17 protein-coding genes, 1 tRNA gene and 1 pseudogene are annotated in these 17,870 nt (G+C 39.0%); 7 read left to right on the top strand and 12 right to left on the bottom strand.

The window, feature by feature from the left end:
- Nucleotides 1-10: 10 nt before the first annotated feature.
- The gene (locus ACESOD_RS02520; protein ID WP_373093807.1) at nucleotides 11-2,197 is read right to left on the bottom strand and encodes a PTS transporter subunit IIBC; all 2,187 of its coding nucleotides are present in this window, start codon (nucleotides 2,195-2,197) and stop codon (nucleotides 11-13) included.
- A gap of 201 nt (nucleotides 2,198-2,398) precedes the next feature.
- Between ACESOD_RS02520 and ACESOD_RS02525 the strand changes: the two genes are divergently transcribed.
- From ACESOD_RS02525 to ACESOD_RS02545, 5 genes are read left to right on the top strand one after another with little or no spacing between them, the layout of a single operon-like run.
- Nucleotides 2,399-3,346 carry a TIGR01212 family radical SAM protein gene (locus ACESOD_RS02525; protein ID WP_373093809.1) on the top strand — a complete coding sequence of 316 codons (948 nt, stop codon included), beginning with the start codon at nucleotides 2,399-2,401 and terminating at the stop codon, nucleotides 3,344-3,346.
- Nucleotides 3,330-3,887, top strand: coding sequence for a tRNA (mnm(5)s(2)U34)-methyltransferase (locus tag ACESOD_RS02530; RefSeq protein ID WP_373093811.1), 558 nt, complete (start codon nucleotides 3,330-3,332; stop codon nucleotides 3,885-3,887). The genes ACESOD_RS02525 and ACESOD_RS02530 overlap by 17 nt, the downstream gene beginning before the upstream one ends.
- Entirely contained in the window at nucleotides 3,880-4,134 is a 255-nt protein-coding gene (locus tag ACESOD_RS02535) for a hypothetical protein (protein ID WP_045763822.1), read from the top strand. Before ACESOD_RS02530 ends, ACESOD_RS02535 begins: the two co-directional genes overlap by 8 nt.
- An 11-nt stretch (nucleotides 4,135-4,145) precedes the next feature.
- The gene (locus tag ACESOD_RS02540; protein ID WP_000364842.1) at nucleotides 4,146-6,200 is read left to right on the top strand and encodes a cation:proton antiporter; all 2,055 of its coding nucleotides are present in this window, start codon (nucleotides 4,146-4,148) and stop codon (nucleotides 6,198-6,200) included.
- A gap of 31 nt (nucleotides 6,201-6,231) precedes the next feature.
- Entirely contained in the window at nucleotides 6,232-7,095 is an 864-nt protein-coding gene (locus ACESOD_RS02545) for a YihY/virulence factor BrkB family protein (protein ID WP_373093813.1), read from the top strand.
- A gap of 227 nt (nucleotides 7,096-7,322) precedes the next feature.
- Here the strand turns inward: ACESOD_RS02545 and ACESOD_RS02550 are convergent, their stop codons facing one another.
- Both ACESOD_RS02550 and ACESOD_RS02555 read right to left on the bottom strand, forming a co-directional pair.
- Entirely contained in the window at nucleotides 7,323-8,264 is a 942-nt protein-coding gene (locus tag ACESOD_RS02550) for an ATP-grasp domain-containing protein (RefSeq protein WP_254724352.1), read from the bottom strand.
- Between the two features lie 14 nt (nucleotides 8,265-8,278).
- Complete coding sequence (locus ACESOD_RS02555; protein ID WP_254724353.1) at nucleotides 8,279-9,529, bottom strand: dicarboxylate/amino acid:cation symporter; 1,251 nt, start codon at nucleotides 9,527-9,529, stop codon at nucleotides 8,279-8,281.
- A gap of 251 nt (nucleotides 9,530-9,780) precedes the next feature.
- Here ACESOD_RS02555 and ACESOD_RS02560 point away from each other — a divergent pair, with 251 nt between their 5' ends.
- Together ACESOD_RS02560 and ACESOD_RS02565 are read left to right on the top strand one after the other, a co-directional pair.
- On the top strand, nucleotides 9,781-10,134 hold the full coding sequence (locus ACESOD_RS02560; RefSeq protein WP_060955976.1) for a DUF3397 domain-containing protein: 354 nt from the start codon (nucleotides 9,781-9,783) through the stop codon (nucleotides 10,132-10,134).
- A 118-nt stretch (nucleotides 10,135-10,252) separates the two neighbouring features.
- Nucleotides 10,253-11,914 carry an N-acetylmuramoyl-L-alanine amidase gene (locus ACESOD_RS02565; RefSeq protein ID WP_049528630.1) on the top strand — a complete coding sequence of 554 codons (1,662 nt, stop codon included), beginning with the start codon at nucleotides 10,253-10,255 and terminating at the stop codon, nucleotides 11,912-11,914.
- A 46-nt stretch (nucleotides 11,915-11,960) separates the two neighbouring features.
- Here the strand turns inward: ACESOD_RS02565 and ACESOD_RS02570 are convergent, their stop codons facing one another.
- From ACESOD_RS02570 to ACESOD_RS02610, 9 genes and pseudogenes are all read right to left on the bottom strand, one after another.
- Complete coding sequence (locus ACESOD_RS02570) at nucleotides 11,961-12,266, bottom strand: hypothetical protein (RefSeq protein ID WP_045763829.1); 306 nt, start codon at nucleotides 12,264-12,266, stop codon at nucleotides 11,961-11,963.
- A 175-nt stretch (nucleotides 12,267-12,441) separates the two neighbouring features.
- Complete coding sequence (locus ACESOD_RS02575; protein WP_223339271.1) at nucleotides 12,442-13,305, bottom strand: DUF6287 domain-containing protein; 864 nt, start codon at nucleotides 13,303-13,305, stop codon at nucleotides 12,442-12,444.
- A 76-nt stretch (nucleotides 13,306-13,381) separates the two neighbouring features.
- Nucleotides 13,382-13,454, bottom strand: a tRNA-Thr gene (locus ACESOD_RS02580).
- 47 nt (nucleotides 13,455-13,501) lie between these two features.
- Nucleotides 13,502-13,963 (bottom strand): annotated as a pseudogene (locus ACESOD_RS02585) (GNAT family N-acetyltransferase).
- Between the two features lie 38 nt (nucleotides 13,964-14,001).
- Entirely contained in the window at nucleotides 14,002-14,787 is a 786-nt protein-coding gene (locus ACESOD_RS02590; protein ID WP_003017328.1) for an ABC transporter permease, read from the bottom strand.
- Nucleotide 14,788: 1 nt separating this feature from the next.
- Nucleotides 14,789-15,607 (bottom strand): ABC transporter permease, encoded by an 819-nt coding sequence (locus ACESOD_RS02595; RefSeq protein WP_049509909.1) that lies wholly within the window; start codon nucleotides 15,605-15,607, stop codon nucleotides 14,789-14,791.
- A gap of 1 nt (nucleotide 15,608) precedes the next feature.
- Complete coding sequence (locus tag ACESOD_RS02600) at nucleotides 15,609-16,601, bottom strand: ABC transporter ATP-binding protein (protein ID WP_049509907.1); 993 nt, start codon at nucleotides 16,599-16,601, stop codon at nucleotides 15,609-15,611.
- Between the two features lie 381 nt (nucleotides 16,602-16,982).
- Nucleotides 16,983-17,390 carry a hypothetical protein gene (locus tag ACESOD_RS02605; RefSeq protein WP_373093818.1) on the bottom strand — a complete coding sequence of 136 codons (408 nt, stop codon included), beginning with the start codon at nucleotides 17,388-17,390 and terminating at the stop codon, nucleotides 16,983-16,985.
- A gap of 57 nt (nucleotides 17,391-17,447) precedes the next feature.
- A complete protein-coding gene (locus ACESOD_RS02610) occupies nucleotides 17,448-17,846 on the bottom strand; it encodes a hypothetical protein (RefSeq protein ID WP_373093820.1) in 399 nt (132 codons plus the stop codon).
- Nucleotides 17,847-17,870 lie beyond the last annotated feature (24 nt).

A 17,870-nucleotide genomic window follows, 5' to 3' on the forward strand; every position in this document is an offset into this window, starting at 1 on the left:
CTCCTAAATATTACAATTCTACTTTTGCAACTGCTGTTTTAGCTGCAAGAGAACCTGTTTGTTCTAACTTAACTGATTTGATCGCATCACCATTTGTGAAGACAACCACAGTTGTAGTTTCACGACCAGCTTCACGAATAGCACCCAAGTCTGCTGTGACAAGAAGATCACCAGCAGCAACCTGTTGTCCTTCAGTAACACGAACTGTAAATGGTTTTCCTTCAAGACTTACTGTGTCCAAACCAATGTGAACAAGTACTTCAAGTCCTGCCTCAGTCACAAGACCAAGAGCGTGTTTAGTTGGGAAGATACTTGATACAGTACCTGATACTGGAGATACAATGTTTCCGTTTGCTGGTTCCACTGCAAATCCGTCACCCATCATTTTTTGTGCGAATACAGGATCCTTAACTTGATCCAATTCAATCACTTGACCGTCAGCAACTGAGTAAACTTCTTCAGTCACACCTTTGTATACAACAGTATCTTGTTGAGCTGCTGCCATTTGACTTGGAAGAGTTTCAGGAATCACTTCACCTGAGTCAAGAAGGTCTTGAATATCTGATTTCAAAACATCAGCTTTAGGTCCATAGATAGCTTGGACACCTTGTCCTTTCATGACAAGTCCCATAGCTCCTTCTGCTTTCCATTGCTCTGCATTTCCTACTTTATCTGCATCTTTAACAGTAACACGAAGACGAGTCATACATGCGTCAACGTCAACGATGTTAGCACGTCCCCCAAGAAGGTTGATGATGTTAACAGCTTGAGAAGCTTCTGCAACTTTTGACTCACCAGAAGCAGCAGATTCTGATGAACCTTCAGCAGTTTCGTAGTTTCCGTTACGTCCTGGAGTAGCATAGTTGAATTTTTGAATCATGAAGTTGGCGATAAAGTACATGATAACTGCAAATAGTGCTGTTACCCAGATAAAGTTGATGATATCCATACCAAGACCAGCATTGATAGCTAGTGGAGTACGAGTCAAGAATTCGATTGAACCAAATGAGTGCACACGAAGGTGAACAATATCAGCCATTGCAAAGGCAGCACCTTGAACCACAGCGTAGACAAGGTAAAGAGGTGTTGCAACGAACATGAACATATATTCAATCGGCTCAGTAACACCAGTCAAGAAAGTTGCAAGAGCTGTCGCAATCATCATTCCTTTGTATTGGTGTTTCTTGTCTGCTTCAACATTACGGTAAATCGCAGCAGCCACACCCATCAAGATACCGAATGAACCAATCATTTGTCCAACTTTGAAACGAGCTGGATGAACTGTATCGAGCAATGTTTGGTATTGGCTAGCATCAGTACCTTTAAGGTTAACAAGGTCTGTTACCCATGCAAGCCAAAGTGGATCTTGTCCAAATACTTGAGTGCCTTTTGCTGCACCAGTTAAAATATCATAAGTACCACCAAGAGCTGTATAGTTCATTGGGATAGTCAACATGTGGTGAAGTCCGAATGGCAAGAGCAAGCGTTCCAAAGTACCAAACAAGAATGGTGCAAGTACTGGTGCTGTTTCTTGTGAGTTAGCAATCCAGATACCGAAGTTGTTGATACCTGTTTGAACAAGTGGCCAGAAAGCTGAAAGAAGAATTGCAGCGATTGCTGAACGAAGAATAACTACAAACGGTACAAAACGTTTCCCGTTAAAGAATGAAAGTGCATCAGGAAGTTTACGGAAATTATAGTATTTGTTAAACGCAGTCGCTCCAACAAAACCTGAGATAATCCCTACAAATACCCCCATGTTAAGGGCTGGCGCCTCAAGTACACTAATGAAGTAATCAGAAACTTTGATAGAGTTACCAAAGAGTGTTGATACCATTGCGTTAGGATCTTTCAACATATCACTGCTTACACTAAAGATGGTACCAGTGATACGGTTGATTAGGATGAAGGCAAGACCAGCAGCAAAAGCACCACCAGCGCGTTCTTTAGCCCAGCTTCCTCCAATAGCTAGGGCAAACAAAATATGAAGGTTACCGATAACTCCCCAACCGATTTGCTCAAGGATTCCTCCTGTAATCACTAGAGGGGCAAGGTTTGGGTCAATCATTGCAAGCGACTTACCGATTGAAATCATCAATCCAGCCGCTGGCATAACAGCGATAACCACCATTAGAGCCTTACCGAATTTCTGCCAAAATTCGAAAGACAAGACATTTTTGAATGTATCTTTCATCATTCAAATCTCCTTTATATTTATTCGGCAAACGTTTTACGAAAACGTTTGCACTTGTTTGTGACTTAATTATACCACTTTTTATTTTTTTGTAAAGGCTTTTATAAAAAAATTTTGACTTTTTCTTTCGTTTCACTTTCTAGGCACGCTCTCTCTTACTGACCTTTTTTGAGTTTGTAGGGCTTTTCTGATATAATATTAGCTATGAAATCCTATAATACCTTGAATGATTACTATCGAAACTTATTTGGAGAAAAAACTTTTAAAGTTCCTATTGATGCTGGCTTTGACTGTCCAAACCGAGATGGGACTGTGGCACATGGAGGCTGTACTTTTTGCACAGTTTCTGGTTCTGGAGATGCAATCGTTGCACCTGATGCTCCTATCCGTGAGCAATTCTATAAAGAAATTGACTTTATGCATCGTAAATGGCCTGAAGTTAAAAAATATTTGGTTTACTTCCAAAATTTTACCAATACACATGAAAAGCTGGAAGTGATTCGCGAACGCTATGAACAAGCTATCAACGAACCTGGGGTTGTCGGTATCAATATCGGTACTCGACCAGATTGCCTTCCTGATGAAACAATTGAATACTTGGCAGAATTATCAGAGCGAATGCATGTTACCGTAGAGTTAGGCTTACAAACAACATATGAAGCCACTTCTGAATTGATTAACCGTGCTCACTCCTATGAACTCTATGTGGAGACAGTTAAACGCTTGAGGAAATACCCCAAGATTGAAATTGTTGCCCATTTGATTAATGGCTTGCCAGGGGAAACTCATGACATGATGGTGGAAAATGTTCGTCGCTGTGTGACGGATAATGATATTCAAGGGATTAAACTTCACCTACTTCACCTCATGACCAATACTCGAATGCAGCGTGATTATCATGAAGGGCGTTTGCAGCTCATGAGTCAAGATGAATATGTCAAGGTCATCTGTGATCAGCTAGAAATCATTCCCAAACATATCGTTATCCATCGGATTACGGGTGATGCGCCTAGAGATATGCTGATTGGTCCTATGTGGAGTCTCAATAAATGGGAAGTTATAAATAGCATTGAGGCTGAAATGAGACGTCGAGGTAGTGTTCAAGGATGCAAGGCTGTAAAACAGGAGTTTATGAATGAAAAGACCACTTGAAATGGCGCATGATTTTCTTGCCCAAGTCATCACACAAGAGGATATTGTAGTTGATGCGACCATGGGAAATGGTCATGATACCCTTTTTCTAGCTAAGTTAGCTAAACAAGTCTACGCTTTTGATATACAAGAACAAGCTCTAGAAAAGACTAGCCAACGTCTACAAGAAGCTGGTTTGACCAATGCAGAATTAATCCTGCAAGGTCATGAAACCGTAGATCAATTTGTAAGGGAAGTTAAGGCAGTCATCTTTAATCTTGGTTATCTTCCTTCAGCTGATAAAAGTATTATCACCCAACCTCAAACAACCCTTGAGGCACTGGATAAACTTTGCCATATGCTGGTTAAGGGTGGACGAATAGCCATCATGATTTATTACGGGCATGAAGGCGGAGATATAGAACGGGATGCAGTCATGGATTTTGTCAGTCACTTACCACAACAAGAATATACTGCTACGATCTATCGCACTCTCAACCAGATCAACAATCCACCATTTTTAGTCATGATTGAAAAATTAGAAAGGTATCGACATGGATAAACAATACCTACGAGACAAAATAGAAGCTCTCCGCCACAACTTTGTCGAATCAACCCAACATGAACGGGCAGTTGGTATGTTAGATGAAGTTCATATGAGTAAGAAGATGTTGAAAATCAAGAAAAAAATGATTTCACTTGAAATGGAGCGTTGTCAGAAGAAAATCGAGCATAAGGACTGCTCGAAGATTGATCAAAAAATCCAAGAACAAAAGGAACTTTTTGAAGCTTGTCGCAAACAAAAATAAGGAGGTAGAAGATGGATTTACTTTTTTATCTCTTAGTATTTTTACTAGTTCTTATTGTTTCTAGCACGACCAATAAACTTCTTCCCTTTTTACCCATGCCCCTGATTCAAATTTTGTTAGGGATTGGAATTGGACTTTGTTTACCCAACAACCAATATCATTTAGATACTGAGTTATTCCTAGCTTTAGTCATTGGCCCGCTACTATTCCGAGAGGCTCAAGAAGCAGACATTACTTCTATCCTAAAACACTGGCGGATTGTCCTCTTTTTGATTTTTCCAGTTATCTTTATCTCAGCTCTGAGCATGGGAGGAGTCGCCCATGTCCTTTGGGCTAGCCTTCCATTGGCCGCCTGCGTAGCAGTTGGTGCTGCTTTAGGTCCTACTGACCTAGTCGCCTTCGCATCTCTTTCTCAACGTTTTTCCTTTCCGAAACGGGTTTCTAATATCCTAAAGGGGGAAGGTCTTCTGAATGATGCTTCTGGACTAGTAGCCTTTCGTATGGCTCTCATCGCTTGGACAACAGGAACATTTTCGCTCACCCAAGCCGGAACCTCATTAGCCATTTCCATCGTTGGAGGATTTGCAGTCGGCTTTATAACAGCCCTAATCAATCGCTTCCTCCATACTTTTCTACTCAGTGTCCGTGCAACAGATATCGCAAGTGAGCTCTTATTGGAACTTAGTTTACCTCTCTTGACTTTTTTCATAGCTGAAGAGATTCATGTTTCTGGAATTATTGCGGTCGTTGTCGCTGGTATTTTAAAAGCTAGTCGTTTCAAGAAAATAAATCTGCTTGAAGCCCAAGTTGATACTGTTACAGAGACTGTATGGCACACAGTAACCTTTATGCTTAATGGTTCTGTCTTTGTTATTTTGGGAATGGAACTGGAAATGATTGCGGAGCCAATTCTGAAGAGTGCTTTTTATAACAATGTGCTCCTTCTCATCACTATCTTCCTCTTAACCTTCCTACTCTTTGTCATCCGCTTTCTCATGATTTACGGCTTTTACGCGTTTCGAATAAAGAAACTTAAAAAAAGCCTCCATAAATATGTCAAAGATATGCTTCTCTTGACATTTTCTGGAGTTAAAGGAACTGTTTCTATTGCTACCATCCTCTTGATACCTTCTAATCTGGAGCAGGAATATCCGCTCCTTCTCTTCCTCGTAGCCGGTGTAACCTTGGTCAGTTTCCTTACTGGATTATTGGTCTTGCCACACCTTTCTGAAGAGCAAGAACCATCTAAGGATCATCTCATGCACATCGCTATCCTAAACGATGTTGCCATGGAATTAGAGAAAGATTTGGAACATACTAAAAACAAGGTTCCCCTCTATGCTGCTATCGATAATTATCACGGACGGATTGAAAATCTCATCCTCAGCCAAGAAAACAAAGAAATCCAAGAAGACTGGGAAGCTCTTAAACTTTTGATTCTCAGTATCGAGAACGATGGTTTGGAACAGGCCTATGAAGAAGGCAAAATCGGTGAAAGAGGTTATCGTGTTTATCAACGGTACTTGAAAAGCATGGAGAACAATATTAAGCGAAACTTTGCTTCTCGCCTAACCTACTACTTCCTTGTTTCTATCCGGATTGTGCGTTTTCTCCTTCATGAATTGCTCACATTTGGAAAAACCTTCCGTTCTTGGAGAGACAAGGGAAATCAAAGACTATTAGCCATCGATTATGATCAGATTGCAGAGCTCTACCTAGCCAACACTGAAATCATCATCGAAAGTTTGGAAAACCTGAAAGGGATTTATAAGAGTTCTTTGATTAGCTTTATGCAGGAATCACGTCTCCGTGAAACTAGTCATATTACTAGTGGTGCCTTTGTGGAACGGGTTATCAATCGTATCAAACCCAATAACATCGATGAAATGTTGAGAGGCTACTATCTAGAACGTAAGTCTATCTTTGAATACGAAAAACAAAAACTCATCTCAGCCCAGTATGCTAAAAAATTACGACAAAATGTAAACAATCTAGAAACCTATTCTCTAAAAGAAGCAGCCAACACACTACCTTATGATATGATGGAATTAGTTCGCAGAAATTAAGATTTAGGTTAATATTGTGGAGGATTATGCAATGAAAAAGTTGTGGAAACAACTAACCAATAGGCCTTTATTGAAAGCTTTTTTGCACTACTATCGTGTTTCAGATATTGAATTAACCAGTGTAGCTGTGGCCTATTATTGGTTGATTTCAATCTTCCCCTTACTTATGATAGCTGTCAATATCTTGCCTTACTTTCAAATTCCAATCTCCGATTTCTTGATCACACTAAAGGAATTTTTACCAGATACGATCTATGATGTAGTAGCAAAGATTGCTCGAGAAGTACTGACTCAACCATCTGCTGGACTCTTGAGCTTTGCAGTAATCTCAGCCCTTTGGACCTTCTCAAAATCCATGAATTTCCTCCAAAAATCTTTTAATAAAGCTTATGGAATTGCAAAAAATAGAGGGCTCATTTCCCATCAACTGATGAGTCTCCTGGTTAGTTTGGGATTACAGATTCTATTTGCACTTGCTCTATTCCTAAGTATGTTTGGTCATATGTTATTGGATCTGGTAAAAAACTACTGGAAATCCGAAAGTTCTCTATTTGCATATTTACAGGATTTTACAGGACCGCTGATTTATGCCTTTCTTTTTGCGATCTTGATTATGCTCTATTATTTCCTTCCGAATGTGAAAGTCGGTCGTATTCGTTACGTCCTTCCTGGAAGTCTATTCGTACTTCTTACTCTTATATCTCTATTAACAATCTTTTCAGCTTATTTCAACAATTATGTTAACTATCTAGTCGACGTTCGATTTTTTAGTTCCATCATCGTTGTTGTCATGATGTTCTGGTTTATAATTATTGCCAAGATATTAATTATCGGTGCAGTGATCAATGCCAGTGTTCAAAGCCTAAAAGACCCGGACTTTAAAGCAAATCATTAATTTTTTATCGATTAATACTCAATGAAAATCAAAGAGCAAACTAGGAAGCGAGCCGCAGGTTGCTCAAAACACCGTTTTGAGGTTGTGGATAGAACTGACGAAGGCAGCTCAAAATACTATTTTGAGGTTGCAGATGGAAGCTGACGTGGTTTGAAGAGATTTTCGAAGAGTATAAACAAATCAATCCCCCAGTCATTTGATACTGGGGGATTTTTGAATTTCCTACTTTATTGTCCACTAGTGAGGGCTTGCAATTCTGTTTTTAGATACTGTGCCAAGTGTTGGTGAGCAAAAATATTGCCATTTTTTTCTGCGGTAGGATTGTAGTTGGTGTTGGTATTTACATCATAGACATAAATATCTCCACTCTCTGATTGAACCCATTCAATTGCCGCAACTTCAATCTGAGCATTTTTCAAGAAATTCTCATAAGCTTCTCTCCGGTCATCTGGTAGAGGTTCTGTAATCTGGAATTTTTCAGACGTTTCTAGTTGCTCTGGTCTCTTGCCGATTTGGCAACCATCTGCTGGACACAGTTGGAATCCATCTGAAGAATCAATCGAAACAGTATAGAGAAACTTCTGATTGATAAACTCTGAACGACGGATTCGTCCATCACTTGGCTTGATGTAGGCTTGTAACAAGGTAATCCCGTCCACTGAAGGTTCAAAGAGGGGACTATTAACATAAGCTGCCAGTTCCTCTTCATTTTGGAAGAGTTGAACGCCTAATCCTTTACCTGCTCGATTGTGCTTGGTAATCAAAGGATAAATGTTTAATTTTCTTGCTGCTTCAATAATGTTCTCTTGTCCTAAAACTGCAACTGTTGCAGGAGTCTCGATACCAGATTCGTTTAACTTCAAATATTGTTTGACTTTACTAATTTCAAGGTTGATAGCACCGGTACCATTCACAACTTTGCGTCCGTGTGCTTCTAACCAAGTAATCACTTGCTCTGTAAATTCTGGCGCATAACGATGTCCTCTTGTGTGAGAAGAGGCAGACATACGATTGTAAAAGATACCTTGTGGCGGTGGGCTTTGCAAATCTAAAATCCCACTAGACAAATCCCATAGTTCATAAGGGACTTCTAATTCTTCCAACCATTTGACCAAATGCTGGGTCCATTCTAGATTCTCATGTATCACATAAACTTTTGCTTCACTCATTACTTATAAACTCCTTAAGAAAAGCTGACTGATAATTGGCTTTCCTTTTCTTCCTCTAAAATATATCCTTCTGTTTTTTCGATAACGCTGACTGTTAAGATTTGACCCAAAACATTGATCATGGTACGGCCTGCATTGACAAAGAAATCAACTGCAAAAATCAAGGCCACTCCTTCAACTGGCAAGCCCAATTGAGGTGCTGCAGCTAATAAAACTACGATAGCTCCTGATGGCACAGTTGCTGCAGTTTTTCCAATCAAAGTCAAGAGTAAAACAGTAAACAAAAGACTTGATAAAGAAAATTGAATGCCATAGGCGTGGGCGATAAAAATTGTCGCTACTGAGAAATAAACCGCTGCTCCTTCTAAGTTAAAAGTATATCCTAAAGGAACAACTAAATCAATTGTATGCTCGTCATGCCCCTGTTTTTTCAAATCTTTAAGTAGTGATGGCAAAACCACACTAGAACTTCCAGTAACAAAAGCCAAAGTCAAGAGACTCCAATTTTCACGAAAGGCTGATAAATACGGTACTTTAAAGAAGAAAGCAATCAATGGGAAAATAAGGAGAACTAAAACAGCATAAGCCAGATAAGTTCCAATTACAAACTGACCAAGCCCAATCAACTTGTCGACACCCGTAGTTGCAACATCTTTAGCGATAAATCCAAAAATTCCAATCGGTGATAGTTTGATAATTACTGCAACAATCTTGTAAATGGCTTCAATCCAGATTTGGAAACCTTCTATAATCTTCTGAGATTTATCAGTCTTAAGATTCCCAATTCCGTAACCAAGAAAGATGGCAAAAACGATAATTGGCAATAGAGCGCCATCTGAAAGAGATTTAACGATATTTGATGGAATGAAACCAAGCAAAAATTCGCTGAACTTGACATTGTTAGCAATCCCATCAAGGTTTCCACCAGTTTGACCGATATTCACTCCTTGACCAAATCCTAAATAGTAACTAGCAAATACAAACAAAAGAGTAATGGCAGTTGTTACGGCAAAAAAGTAAACCAAACTCTTGGTCAAGATTTTTCCGAAAGATTTTTTTCCGATAACTCCAGCTACTGCAACAACGATGGTTGGGAAGATTAGCGGAATGATAACCATATTGATCAATTTAATAAAGGCTTGACCTAAAAATTGATAAAAGCCTGCAAATTGTGGCCAGATAAGGGCAGCGATAACACCCAAGACCAAAGCCACCAATAATTGAATACCTAGTGAGAGTTTTGACCATAAAGTAACTAATTTCATAAGAAACTCCTTTGTTTTATTTGCTACTCATTCTACTACGATTCTTCACTTCTGACTAATATATATTTTCTATGGTGAACATAAAAAAGATTTATATTGAGGACTCAAACTATCATTGTATCGAACACATGATTTATTCTGATCAAGCAGGAATTATAAAATCTGTTTCTTACCAATGATTTTTTGCTAAAACAGTGATAAATCAAGGAATTTACTTTTCTATTCTCTAAATTTTATGATACAATAATGGTATGATTTTAATGAAACTTGCTTCCATCTTGCTTTTGGTACTAACCTTAGCTCTGGCGATTATTTTAAGCAGACTCTTTAAGTTAAAAAAAAGGGGCATCAATGCTGCTGATTTAGCTTTTCCTTTTCTAATTTTTGAATACTATTTGATTACGGCTAAGATGTTCACACACAATCAACTTCCAGTATTGGGAACGGCCTTATCAATACTAGCAATTGTGTTAGTCTTTTTCTTCTTAAATAAAAAACGTAGTTTTTATTATCCAAAATTTATTAAATTCTTTTGGCGAGCTGGATTTTTACTAACACTGCTCATCTATATCATCATGATTGTTCAAATTTTCGTGATGAAATAGTCAACTATTACAATATAGCCCACCAACACCTCGATCTTGCTTTCTAGATATTCCTAAGAGGGGCTTTTCTAATGAGATTTTAAAAAAGATTATAAAAAATGTATAGGAGATTAATCAAGTGAAAAAAACGCTCTTGGCAAGCGCCATTACGCTTTCAGTTTTTGGTCTAACAACCAACCTTAGCTATGCTGAGGAAAACAAAGTACAGTCAACCCCAGTAGAAACAACACATAGTGAAACCTCTACTGACAAAGTAGAGAAAAATAGTCTTCCTGCCAAGGAAGCTGAACCTTCAACTGAAGCAAATGCCAATCAAACGACAAATCCAACTAAGAAAGAAGAAGACAAGGCACCAGAAGTTCAAAAAGAAGGTTGGGTATTAGAGGAAAATATCTGGCGCTTCTATGAAAATAATGCCCCTGTTCTTAACTGGAAAAAAATCCACGGAAAATGGTACTACTTCAACAAAGATGGCATCATGTTGAGCGATACTATTTTTGACGGATATATCCTTACTAGTAGCGGGGCCATGATCGATTCCGGTTGGAGTAAACTCCAAGAAAAATGGTATTACGCTAACGCTTATGGAAAAATTTCTCAACAAAAATGGGAAAAGATCGGTGGTGTCTGGTACTATTTTGATCAAGACGGTGTCATGCTCAGCAACACGATTTTTGACGACTATCTGTTTACTAATAGTGGTGCCATGGCTGAGAGTTCTTGGGTAAAACAAGATGGACAATGGTACTATGCCCCTGCTTCTGGTAAATTAATCAAAAATAAGTGGGACAAAATTAGTGGTACCTGGTACTATTTTAACAAAGACGCCACTATGGCAAACAACCAATGGCAAGGTAGCTACTACCTAAAAGGTAGCGGTGCTATGGCTGAAAAAGAATGGATTTTCGATAAAAACTATGATAGTTGGTTCTACTTGAAATCTGGTGGAACCTATGCAGAGCGTCAATGGATTGGTTCATACTACCTCAAGGCAGGTGGCTACATGGCTAAGAGCGAATGGATTGACGATGGTTACTATAAAGCTCGCTACTATGTAGATGAAAATGGAGTCTATGTTACAGGTACCTATAAAATTAATGGGAAAGACCAGCAATTTCAAAGTGATGGAAAATGGCTTGGAGAAGCTTCTACAAGCCACGGGTTTGAAAAGGGGAAATATAACAATATCATCTTCCTAGATCCAGGCCATGGTGGTAAAGATCCTGGAGCATCTTATTATAACATCACCGAAAAAGAACTGAACATGCAAGTTTACCAAAAGCTACGCAAGGAGCTTGAAGGACTCGGCTATACTGTTCTTTCTTCAAGAGACAGTGATGTCTTTGTAGACTTTGTCACCGAACGTTCAAGAATGGTTAATAAGACTGACTCAGATATCTTTATTAGTATTCACTTCAATGCTAGTGGTAATCCAGCTTCAAACAGAGCTGGAATCCAGACTTATTCTTATGAAGAAGCTGCTGGTTATCCTTCTAAGATCAATCCTTACTGGCATAACCACCCTGACAGAATCAGTGAAAGCAATCGCCTCGCGGCAGATATCCACTCTTCACTATTAGCTGAAACTGGTGCTAAGGATGCAGGTCGTCTACGAAGTAGTTTTGCTGTCCTTCGAGAAACTAATAAACCAGCCGTTCTATTGGAATTGGGATATATTGACAATTTCAATGAGAATCAACAAGTCCGCAGTGATGCCTACCAAAACAGATTGGTTGCAGGTATTGTAAAAGGGATTCAAAAATATTACGCAGGTCAATAAAGAAAAAATCTCGAGAAAATCTCGAGATTTTTTTGTATTATTTTTCTTACTTATTGGCTTCAGGAAAAAGAAATCCAATTCCAACGCAAGCCAAGACTCCAGCACCGATAACCAAACCGCTTGAAAGTGGCAAGATATCAAGAATGGCATTGGCGATGATAAAGGCAATCATCAAGCTCATGAGACTGGCCTTGTAATCTTTTTTCACCAAATTCTCAAGGGTAAAAAATAGGAATAAACCTACTGGAAAGAGGGCCCAGATATTGACATCCAAACTTGGCCATCCAACAAAACCAAAATACAAAACTGCTACTGCAACGACTAAAAATCCGATACCTACTACTTTTTTCATGATACGACCTCATTTTCTATTTTGTTAGGAAGTTTTATCTCCCTTTAACAATTACAACTATAACAGAAATAAAAATCGCAAACAATAGCTTTTGTCTATGTGGCAGATATGATAGACTATGTGGTCAGAATTTTTCTAAAAAAGAAGCCATTGCTGGCTTCTTTTCATTCATTTTTCATTTTTCTTTAGACTCTAAAGCTGATTTGATGGCATCACGATCAGCTTTCAATTTCGCTAAATTCTTCTCTTCTGATTCTAATTGGCTCGTATCTGGTTTAACGCGATAGTAAACATTTTCTGGATGCATCAACATTCCTTCATATTGTTGTCCTGCAAAGAGTCTATCCTCAGTGTGATTGGAATTGTCTGTTATTTTACCATCACCACCAGGTTCCATGACAACACCACTTGGTACAACGACTACCACAAACCCTCCCGCCTGAGAACCTTTTGCCCAAGCACCAAGGGCTACTGTTTCTGGGTTGCGATCATTCTGACTTTTTGATACTTTCAATTCAACAATAGACTCATGCTTTTGATCATTGTATATCCAAGAAGATTGGACTTCCCCTGAATCATTAATGATATATTCATTACCAGACTGTGTCCGCCAAGTACCCTCTAAACTTGATAAATCATTATTTCTGAGGGCTTCAATATCTAATTTGAGAACAGAAGCTTCTTTTTTTAATTGACTAACATGCTGCTCCGCTTCTGAGATCTTGGTATCCAAATCAGCCAATTGCTCCTTTAGCTTTTGAATTTCCTCTTCCTTTACCTTATCCTTATCATCCTCTTTCCCCTGACTTTTTGTCGTCTCTTCAGTCTTAGATGAGGAAGAAGTTTGATTTGCTTCTTGCTTGAGATTAGGTGAATTTAAAAAGATGCTAGCAACAATGATTATAACTAGAGCTGTTATGGCAAGACCGATATACATTTTTATATTATTAATTGTAGAAAGGGTTTCTGCCAATCTAGATGAAGTTCCTTTTCGAACGTGAGTCTTATCTACTTGTTTTATCCGTTCTTTCTTTTTCATGATACTCCTCCTCATTTTGATGAGTATTGATGATTCTAATAAACTAATATAATATTTATTTTATTGCTCTTTCTTATGCCGATTGCAGGGATCGAACCTGTGACCTTCGCGTTACGAATGCGGTGCTCTACCAACTGAGCTAAATCGGCGATTCCACTTATAGTATAGCACTATAAGAAAGGATGTCAAGGGATTCTTAACCCATCTTTTTAATCAAAATCTGACAAGGATTTTGAGGCCCCCAAAGTTGTGGAAAAATCTCTAATTTTTTAAAGCCAAGACTGCGATAAAAGACATTTGTTCAATCATAATCTTTATTAGAGCCTTCTGCTACTGTTTTCACTTGTAAATAATCAACGTTTTTGCGTGCTTCACTTTCTAAAGCAGCAAGCAATTGATTCCCAATCCCTCTACCTTGATGAGCTTTTTTTACACCGAGACAATCAATCTCAGCGCAATCTTCACTAGAATAGGACAAGCTTACAAAGCCAAGCAAATCACTCTCCTGAAAGGCGGCCCACACTTGCAAGTCCTTGGCTCCTTCGATGTAGGCTTGCGTGCTTTCTGGTATTCCAAACCATTCTGGCAAATCCTTTAAAACCTCAGCGACAACTGCCATTTTGGGCTCTTCATCCTTGACTTCTTTAATTACAAGCATCATAAGTTCCTTTCTTTATTTTACTCTTACTTTAGCTCTTACGAACCTGCACTTTCGTAGGCATCCAAGCCCCTGTCCCAGAGTTTCAAAGAAATGACAAAGAAGACAAGGGAAATCAGAATCAAACCACCAATGTTAAAGAGCCCGTCTTTGTCCTGCAAGAAATAGCTGGCAGGATAGTAGGCTGTAAAGGCGAAAGGTACGATAAAGCTAATCAACCAACGAAGAAGGGAATTGTAAATGGAAATCGGGTACTTGGCAAAATCATTAAACATATAGAAAATGTAAATCATGGCACCTGACTGCTTGGTCCAAAAAGCGATGCTGGCTGTCGCGATTTTTAAAGAAGTGTAAATCAAGGTCGCAAAAGGAATACAAACTAGAAAAATCAGGAATTTTGGAAGAGTCCAAGCAATGCTAGTCGCCGTTGTCGCTAGTAAGATTCCACCGACTAAAAGTTCGCCCAAGGCATCAATCTGAAAGGTCTCAACGAGGATGTGAAAGAGAGGATTGATAGGACGAGTCAGATACTTGTCAAACTCCCCTTTTCGAACTAGTCGTTGACCTAAAGCCCAGAGATTGTCAAAAAAGAGATGATCTAATCCCTTTGGAATTAAGGAAAATCCATAGATAAAGGCAATTTCTTGAAAGGTCCAACCTTCTAGCGAGGGGATGTGTTGAAAGATGACATTGAGAAACAAGAGGTTCAGGCCTTGAGTGAGAAAGACTCCCAAGACACCAACCACAAAATCAACCTTGTATTCCATGATTTGTTTGATGTACTGTCTGATAAAAATCAGATGCATGCGTTGATATTTTTTCATACTAACCTCCCTGAATGGTGATAAATGACTGGACTCGTTTCCAAATCAACTGAGACAAGCCCACCATCACTATAAGCCAGAAAAGCTGAAGCAAAAGTGCTTGAAGAATCTGACTGGCATCGTATTTCCCAACAATAATCATGACCGGAGTGTAAATTAAGGATGAAAATGGCAATAAGGAGAGAATATCTGAAACGATTTTCGGAAAGAAAGCCAAGGGAATTAAACTGCCAGACATAAAGGCCACTATTGAAGTCTTGAGTAGATTGGAACCCCATAAATTTTTAAATACAAAGGCTGAAAATCCAAAGCAGATATTAAAGAAAAAGTTAATCAGATAAGCCAGGGTTAAGCTAAAGAGATAAAGGACAGTTAATCCCAGCACTTCTACAATACCTTGCCCAGACAAGATTTTCATCAAAACAATGACACTTAAAAATGGCAGTCCAACAGAGATAAAAATCAACCACTTGGAACCAAGCTCCGTAAAGAGGTAAGAAGCCGTAAAATGCACTGGTCGCAACAAGCGCATGATAATGGAACCATCCTTGACCTCATCACCAATCATAAAGGAAGAATCCGACCTAGTCAGAAGATTAGTCACAAAACTCATGATGATGTAGAGAGTGATATCTGCCATACTGAAGCCCTGAATCAAAGACTCTTGCGAAGAATCAAAGACAGCCTTCCAGAGATAAAAAGTCACAAAAGCACCCATGACATCGCCAATCCGATAGAGAATAAAGTTGACTCGATAGCTAATCAACTCCTGAACTCCTGCATTGATAAAGGGTTTATAACGTCTCCACAATTTGACCATCTTAGAGCTCCTTTCGATAGAAGCGACGGATAATATCTTCAATATCCGTATCCACCATCTTCAAATCACGGACTTCAAAATCAGATAGGGTTTGCTTGATAATATCAGCTGACTGGTAGCGGGAACTATCAAATTCAATGTTGAGGCTATTCCCCTGTCTATCAATAATCATATCAGGCAGGCCTTCATAGTGAGAGACGAGATGACTTTGACCTGGTAGCAGGTCAAAGGAGAGAGTCTTCATCTTGCCAAAGGTTTCCTTGAGCTGGCTCACCGTTCCATCAAAAATCTCTTTCCCCTTATCAATCATAAAAATCCGATCACAGAGTTGCTCAATATCGCTCAGGTCGTGAGTGGTCAAGAGAATGGTTGTTTCTTCCTCTTGATTGATCTGAGTAATGGCTCGACGAATGTTATCCTTGACCGAAACGTCCAAGCCAATGGTCGGCTCATCTAAAAAGAGAACCTTGGGATTGTGAAGCAAGGAAGCCGCAATATCCGCCCGCATCCGTTGACCCAGTGAAAGAGTCCGCACAGGATCCTTGATAAATTCCTTCAAATCCAAAACTTCATTCAAAAAGTCCATACGCTTATGGAAGAGCGAGTCTGGCACATCATAAATCTCTTTTAAAACCGTGTAGGTCTCTTGCAGGGCCAGATCCCACCATAGCTGGGTGCGTTGTCCGAAAACGACTCCAATATCCTTGACATAATCTTGGCGATTGTCCTGCGGAATCTTGCCGTTAATCCGACAAAAGCCAGATGTGGGTTTTAAAATCCCTGTCAGCATTTTGATCGTTGTCGACTTCCCAGCACCATTTGCCCCGATAAATCCTAAAATCTGCCCTTTTGGAACTTCAAAAGTCAAATCCTTGACCGCTTCAAAGGTCTGCTTTTCAGGATGAATAAAGGAGCGCAAGGCTCCCTTCAAGCCCGGTTCCTTAACAGTCTTCACAAAATTTTTCTGAAGATGTTCCACTTCTATCATTGCCATATCTATCTCCCTATCGTAAGAAACAACATTGTATTTTTGACTACAAATATTCTAAATCCTTACTTTCTACACTTTCTCATTATTATTACAGAAGGCTTTATACCAACCTATTATAGTCCAATAAAAAAAGGAATGCAAGCGTTTGCTTATAGATTATGAATTTAGAGATTTCTCTCTTATAATAATGCTTTTGAAACAGAAATTCTGGTTCAATAGTTTCCTTAAGATACACAAAAACCTGCCTTCTTTTTCAACATAAGGAAAGAAAGCCCTAATAACACCCTGTTATAGTGCAAATGTCTAAGGAAAACAAGTGTTAATTTATATCGAAAATTTTTATCTCTAAGAAAAGATAAAAAGGTGATACTTCATCACCTCCCTCTACCAAGTTAAGTCTTCAATCATGCTTCTTACTTGTGAATCAAGGGTCTTATTCTTCTTCAGTTCTCCAACTAAAGTCTGAATCTGCCGGACTAGATTTGGATCATTGTCATTATAGCATCGATGAAGCATCCAGATGTTATACACAGTTGGACTTTTTAGAACTGACTCCATCAATAATTCCTCATAGCCTTGATGATAAAATCGCTCCACAAAGTGAACCAACTCACCTGGAGCCCCAAAATCTATTTCTGGATGCTTGGAAATAAAGTCTAAGATGGGGTCAACCAAATCAAAGGGTTGAGGGTAAGCCTCCATGGCATCTACAATCTCGTCTGCCAACTCAAATTCTTGGTCTTCAGTAATTGCATCATGCAAAGCAACTAACATATCATCTTTAGTAAGCATCTGATTCTCCTTGTTTTCTTTTCTAGATCACACCAGATTCGTTTTCGAACTTCTTCTTCACTCATCAAACCTTGTTCGTAAGTAGTTTTCCAACTCCTTTTGGGATAAATCACTAGGAAGTTCAAACACATGCTCATAGCCTTCATCACAAAAGGAAACCTTTAGATTGGACGGGAACCACTGACGAAGCCAAATGATATAGGAGGCATAATCTTGTAACCTGTTCGTTGAATCAAAGTAATCAATCACAAAAACATTTTTCTTGCTACTCAGTGAACTTTCCAAAGTAAGCTGAGGACTTTGATAATCCCAAGAAAGCGAGTAAGCTTTTCCAGAATTCGTCCTTTCTCTGATCAAAATACCTGGGAATTTTTCTCTCAAAGCAGTACAAAAGTCTTGTAAATCTAGGAATATGGGGTCTTTACTCTCAATAAAGACAAAATCAGCAGTACTCATCAGTCTCTCTCCTTCTTTTTAAAA

Source organism: Streptococcus oralis, assembly GCF_964238205.1.
Classification (GTDB): domain Bacteria; phylum Bacillota; class Bacilli; order Lactobacillales; family Streptococcaceae; genus Streptococcus; species Streptococcus oralis_CZ.

Coding starts and splice junctions, on each gene's coding strand:
- ACESOD_RS02520 (WP_373093807.1), bottom strand. CDS start 2,197: ATGATGAAAGATACATTCAAAAATGTCTTGTCTTTCGAATTTTGGCAG.
- ACESOD_RS02525 (WP_373093809.1), top strand. CDS start 2,399: ATGAAATCCTATAATACCTTGAATGATTACTATCGAAACTTATTTGGA.
- ACESOD_RS02530 (WP_373093811.1), top strand. CDS start 3,330: ATGAAAAGACCACTTGAAATGGCGCATGATTTTCTTGCCCAAGTCATC.
- ACESOD_RS02535 (WP_045763822.1), top strand. CDS start 3,880: ATGGATAAACAATACCTACGAGACAAAATAGAAGCTCTCCGCCACAAC.
- ACESOD_RS02540 (WP_000364842.1), top strand. CDS start 4,146: ATGGATTTACTTTTTTATCTCTTAGTATTTTTACTAGTTCTTATTGTT.
- ACESOD_RS02545 (WP_373093813.1), top strand. CDS start 6,232: ATGAAAAAGTTGTGGAAACAACTAACCAATAGGCCTTTATTGAAAGCT.
- ACESOD_RS02550 (WP_254724352.1), bottom strand. CDS start 8,264: ATGAGTGAAGCAAAAGTTTATGTGATACATGAGAATCTAGAATGGACC.
- ACESOD_RS02555 (WP_254724353.1), bottom strand. CDS start 9,529: ATGAAATTAGTTACTTTATGGTCAAAACTCTCACTAGGTATTCAATTA.
- ACESOD_RS02560 (WP_060955976.1), top strand. CDS start 9,781: ATGATTTTAATGAAACTTGCTTCCATCTTGCTTTTGGTACTAACCTTA.
- ACESOD_RS02570 (WP_045763829.1), bottom strand. CDS start 12,266: ATGAAAAAAGTAGTAGGTATCGGATTTTTAGTCGTTGCAGTAGCAGTT.
- ACESOD_RS02575 (WP_223339271.1), bottom strand. CDS start 13,305: ATGAAAAAGAAAGAACGGATAAAACAAGTAGATAAGACTCACGTTCGA.
- ACESOD_RS02590 (WP_003017328.1), bottom strand. CDS start 14,787: ATGAAAAAATATCAACGCATGCATCTGATTTTTATCAGACAGTACATC.
- ACESOD_RS02595 (WP_049509909.1), bottom strand. CDS start 15,607: ATGGTCAAATTGTGGAGACGTTATAAACCCTTTATCAATGCAGGAGTT.
- ACESOD_RS02600 (WP_049509907.1), bottom strand. CDS start 16,601: ATGGCAATGATAGAAGTGGAACATCTTCAGAAAAATTTTGTGAAGACT.
- ACESOD_RS02605 (WP_373093818.1), bottom strand. CDS start 17,390: ATGCTTACTAAAGATGATATGTTAGTTGCTTTGCATGATGCAATTACT.
- ACESOD_RS02610 (WP_373093820.1), bottom strand. CDS start 17,846: ATGAGTACTGCTGATTTTGTCTTTATTGAGAGTAAAGACCCCATATTC.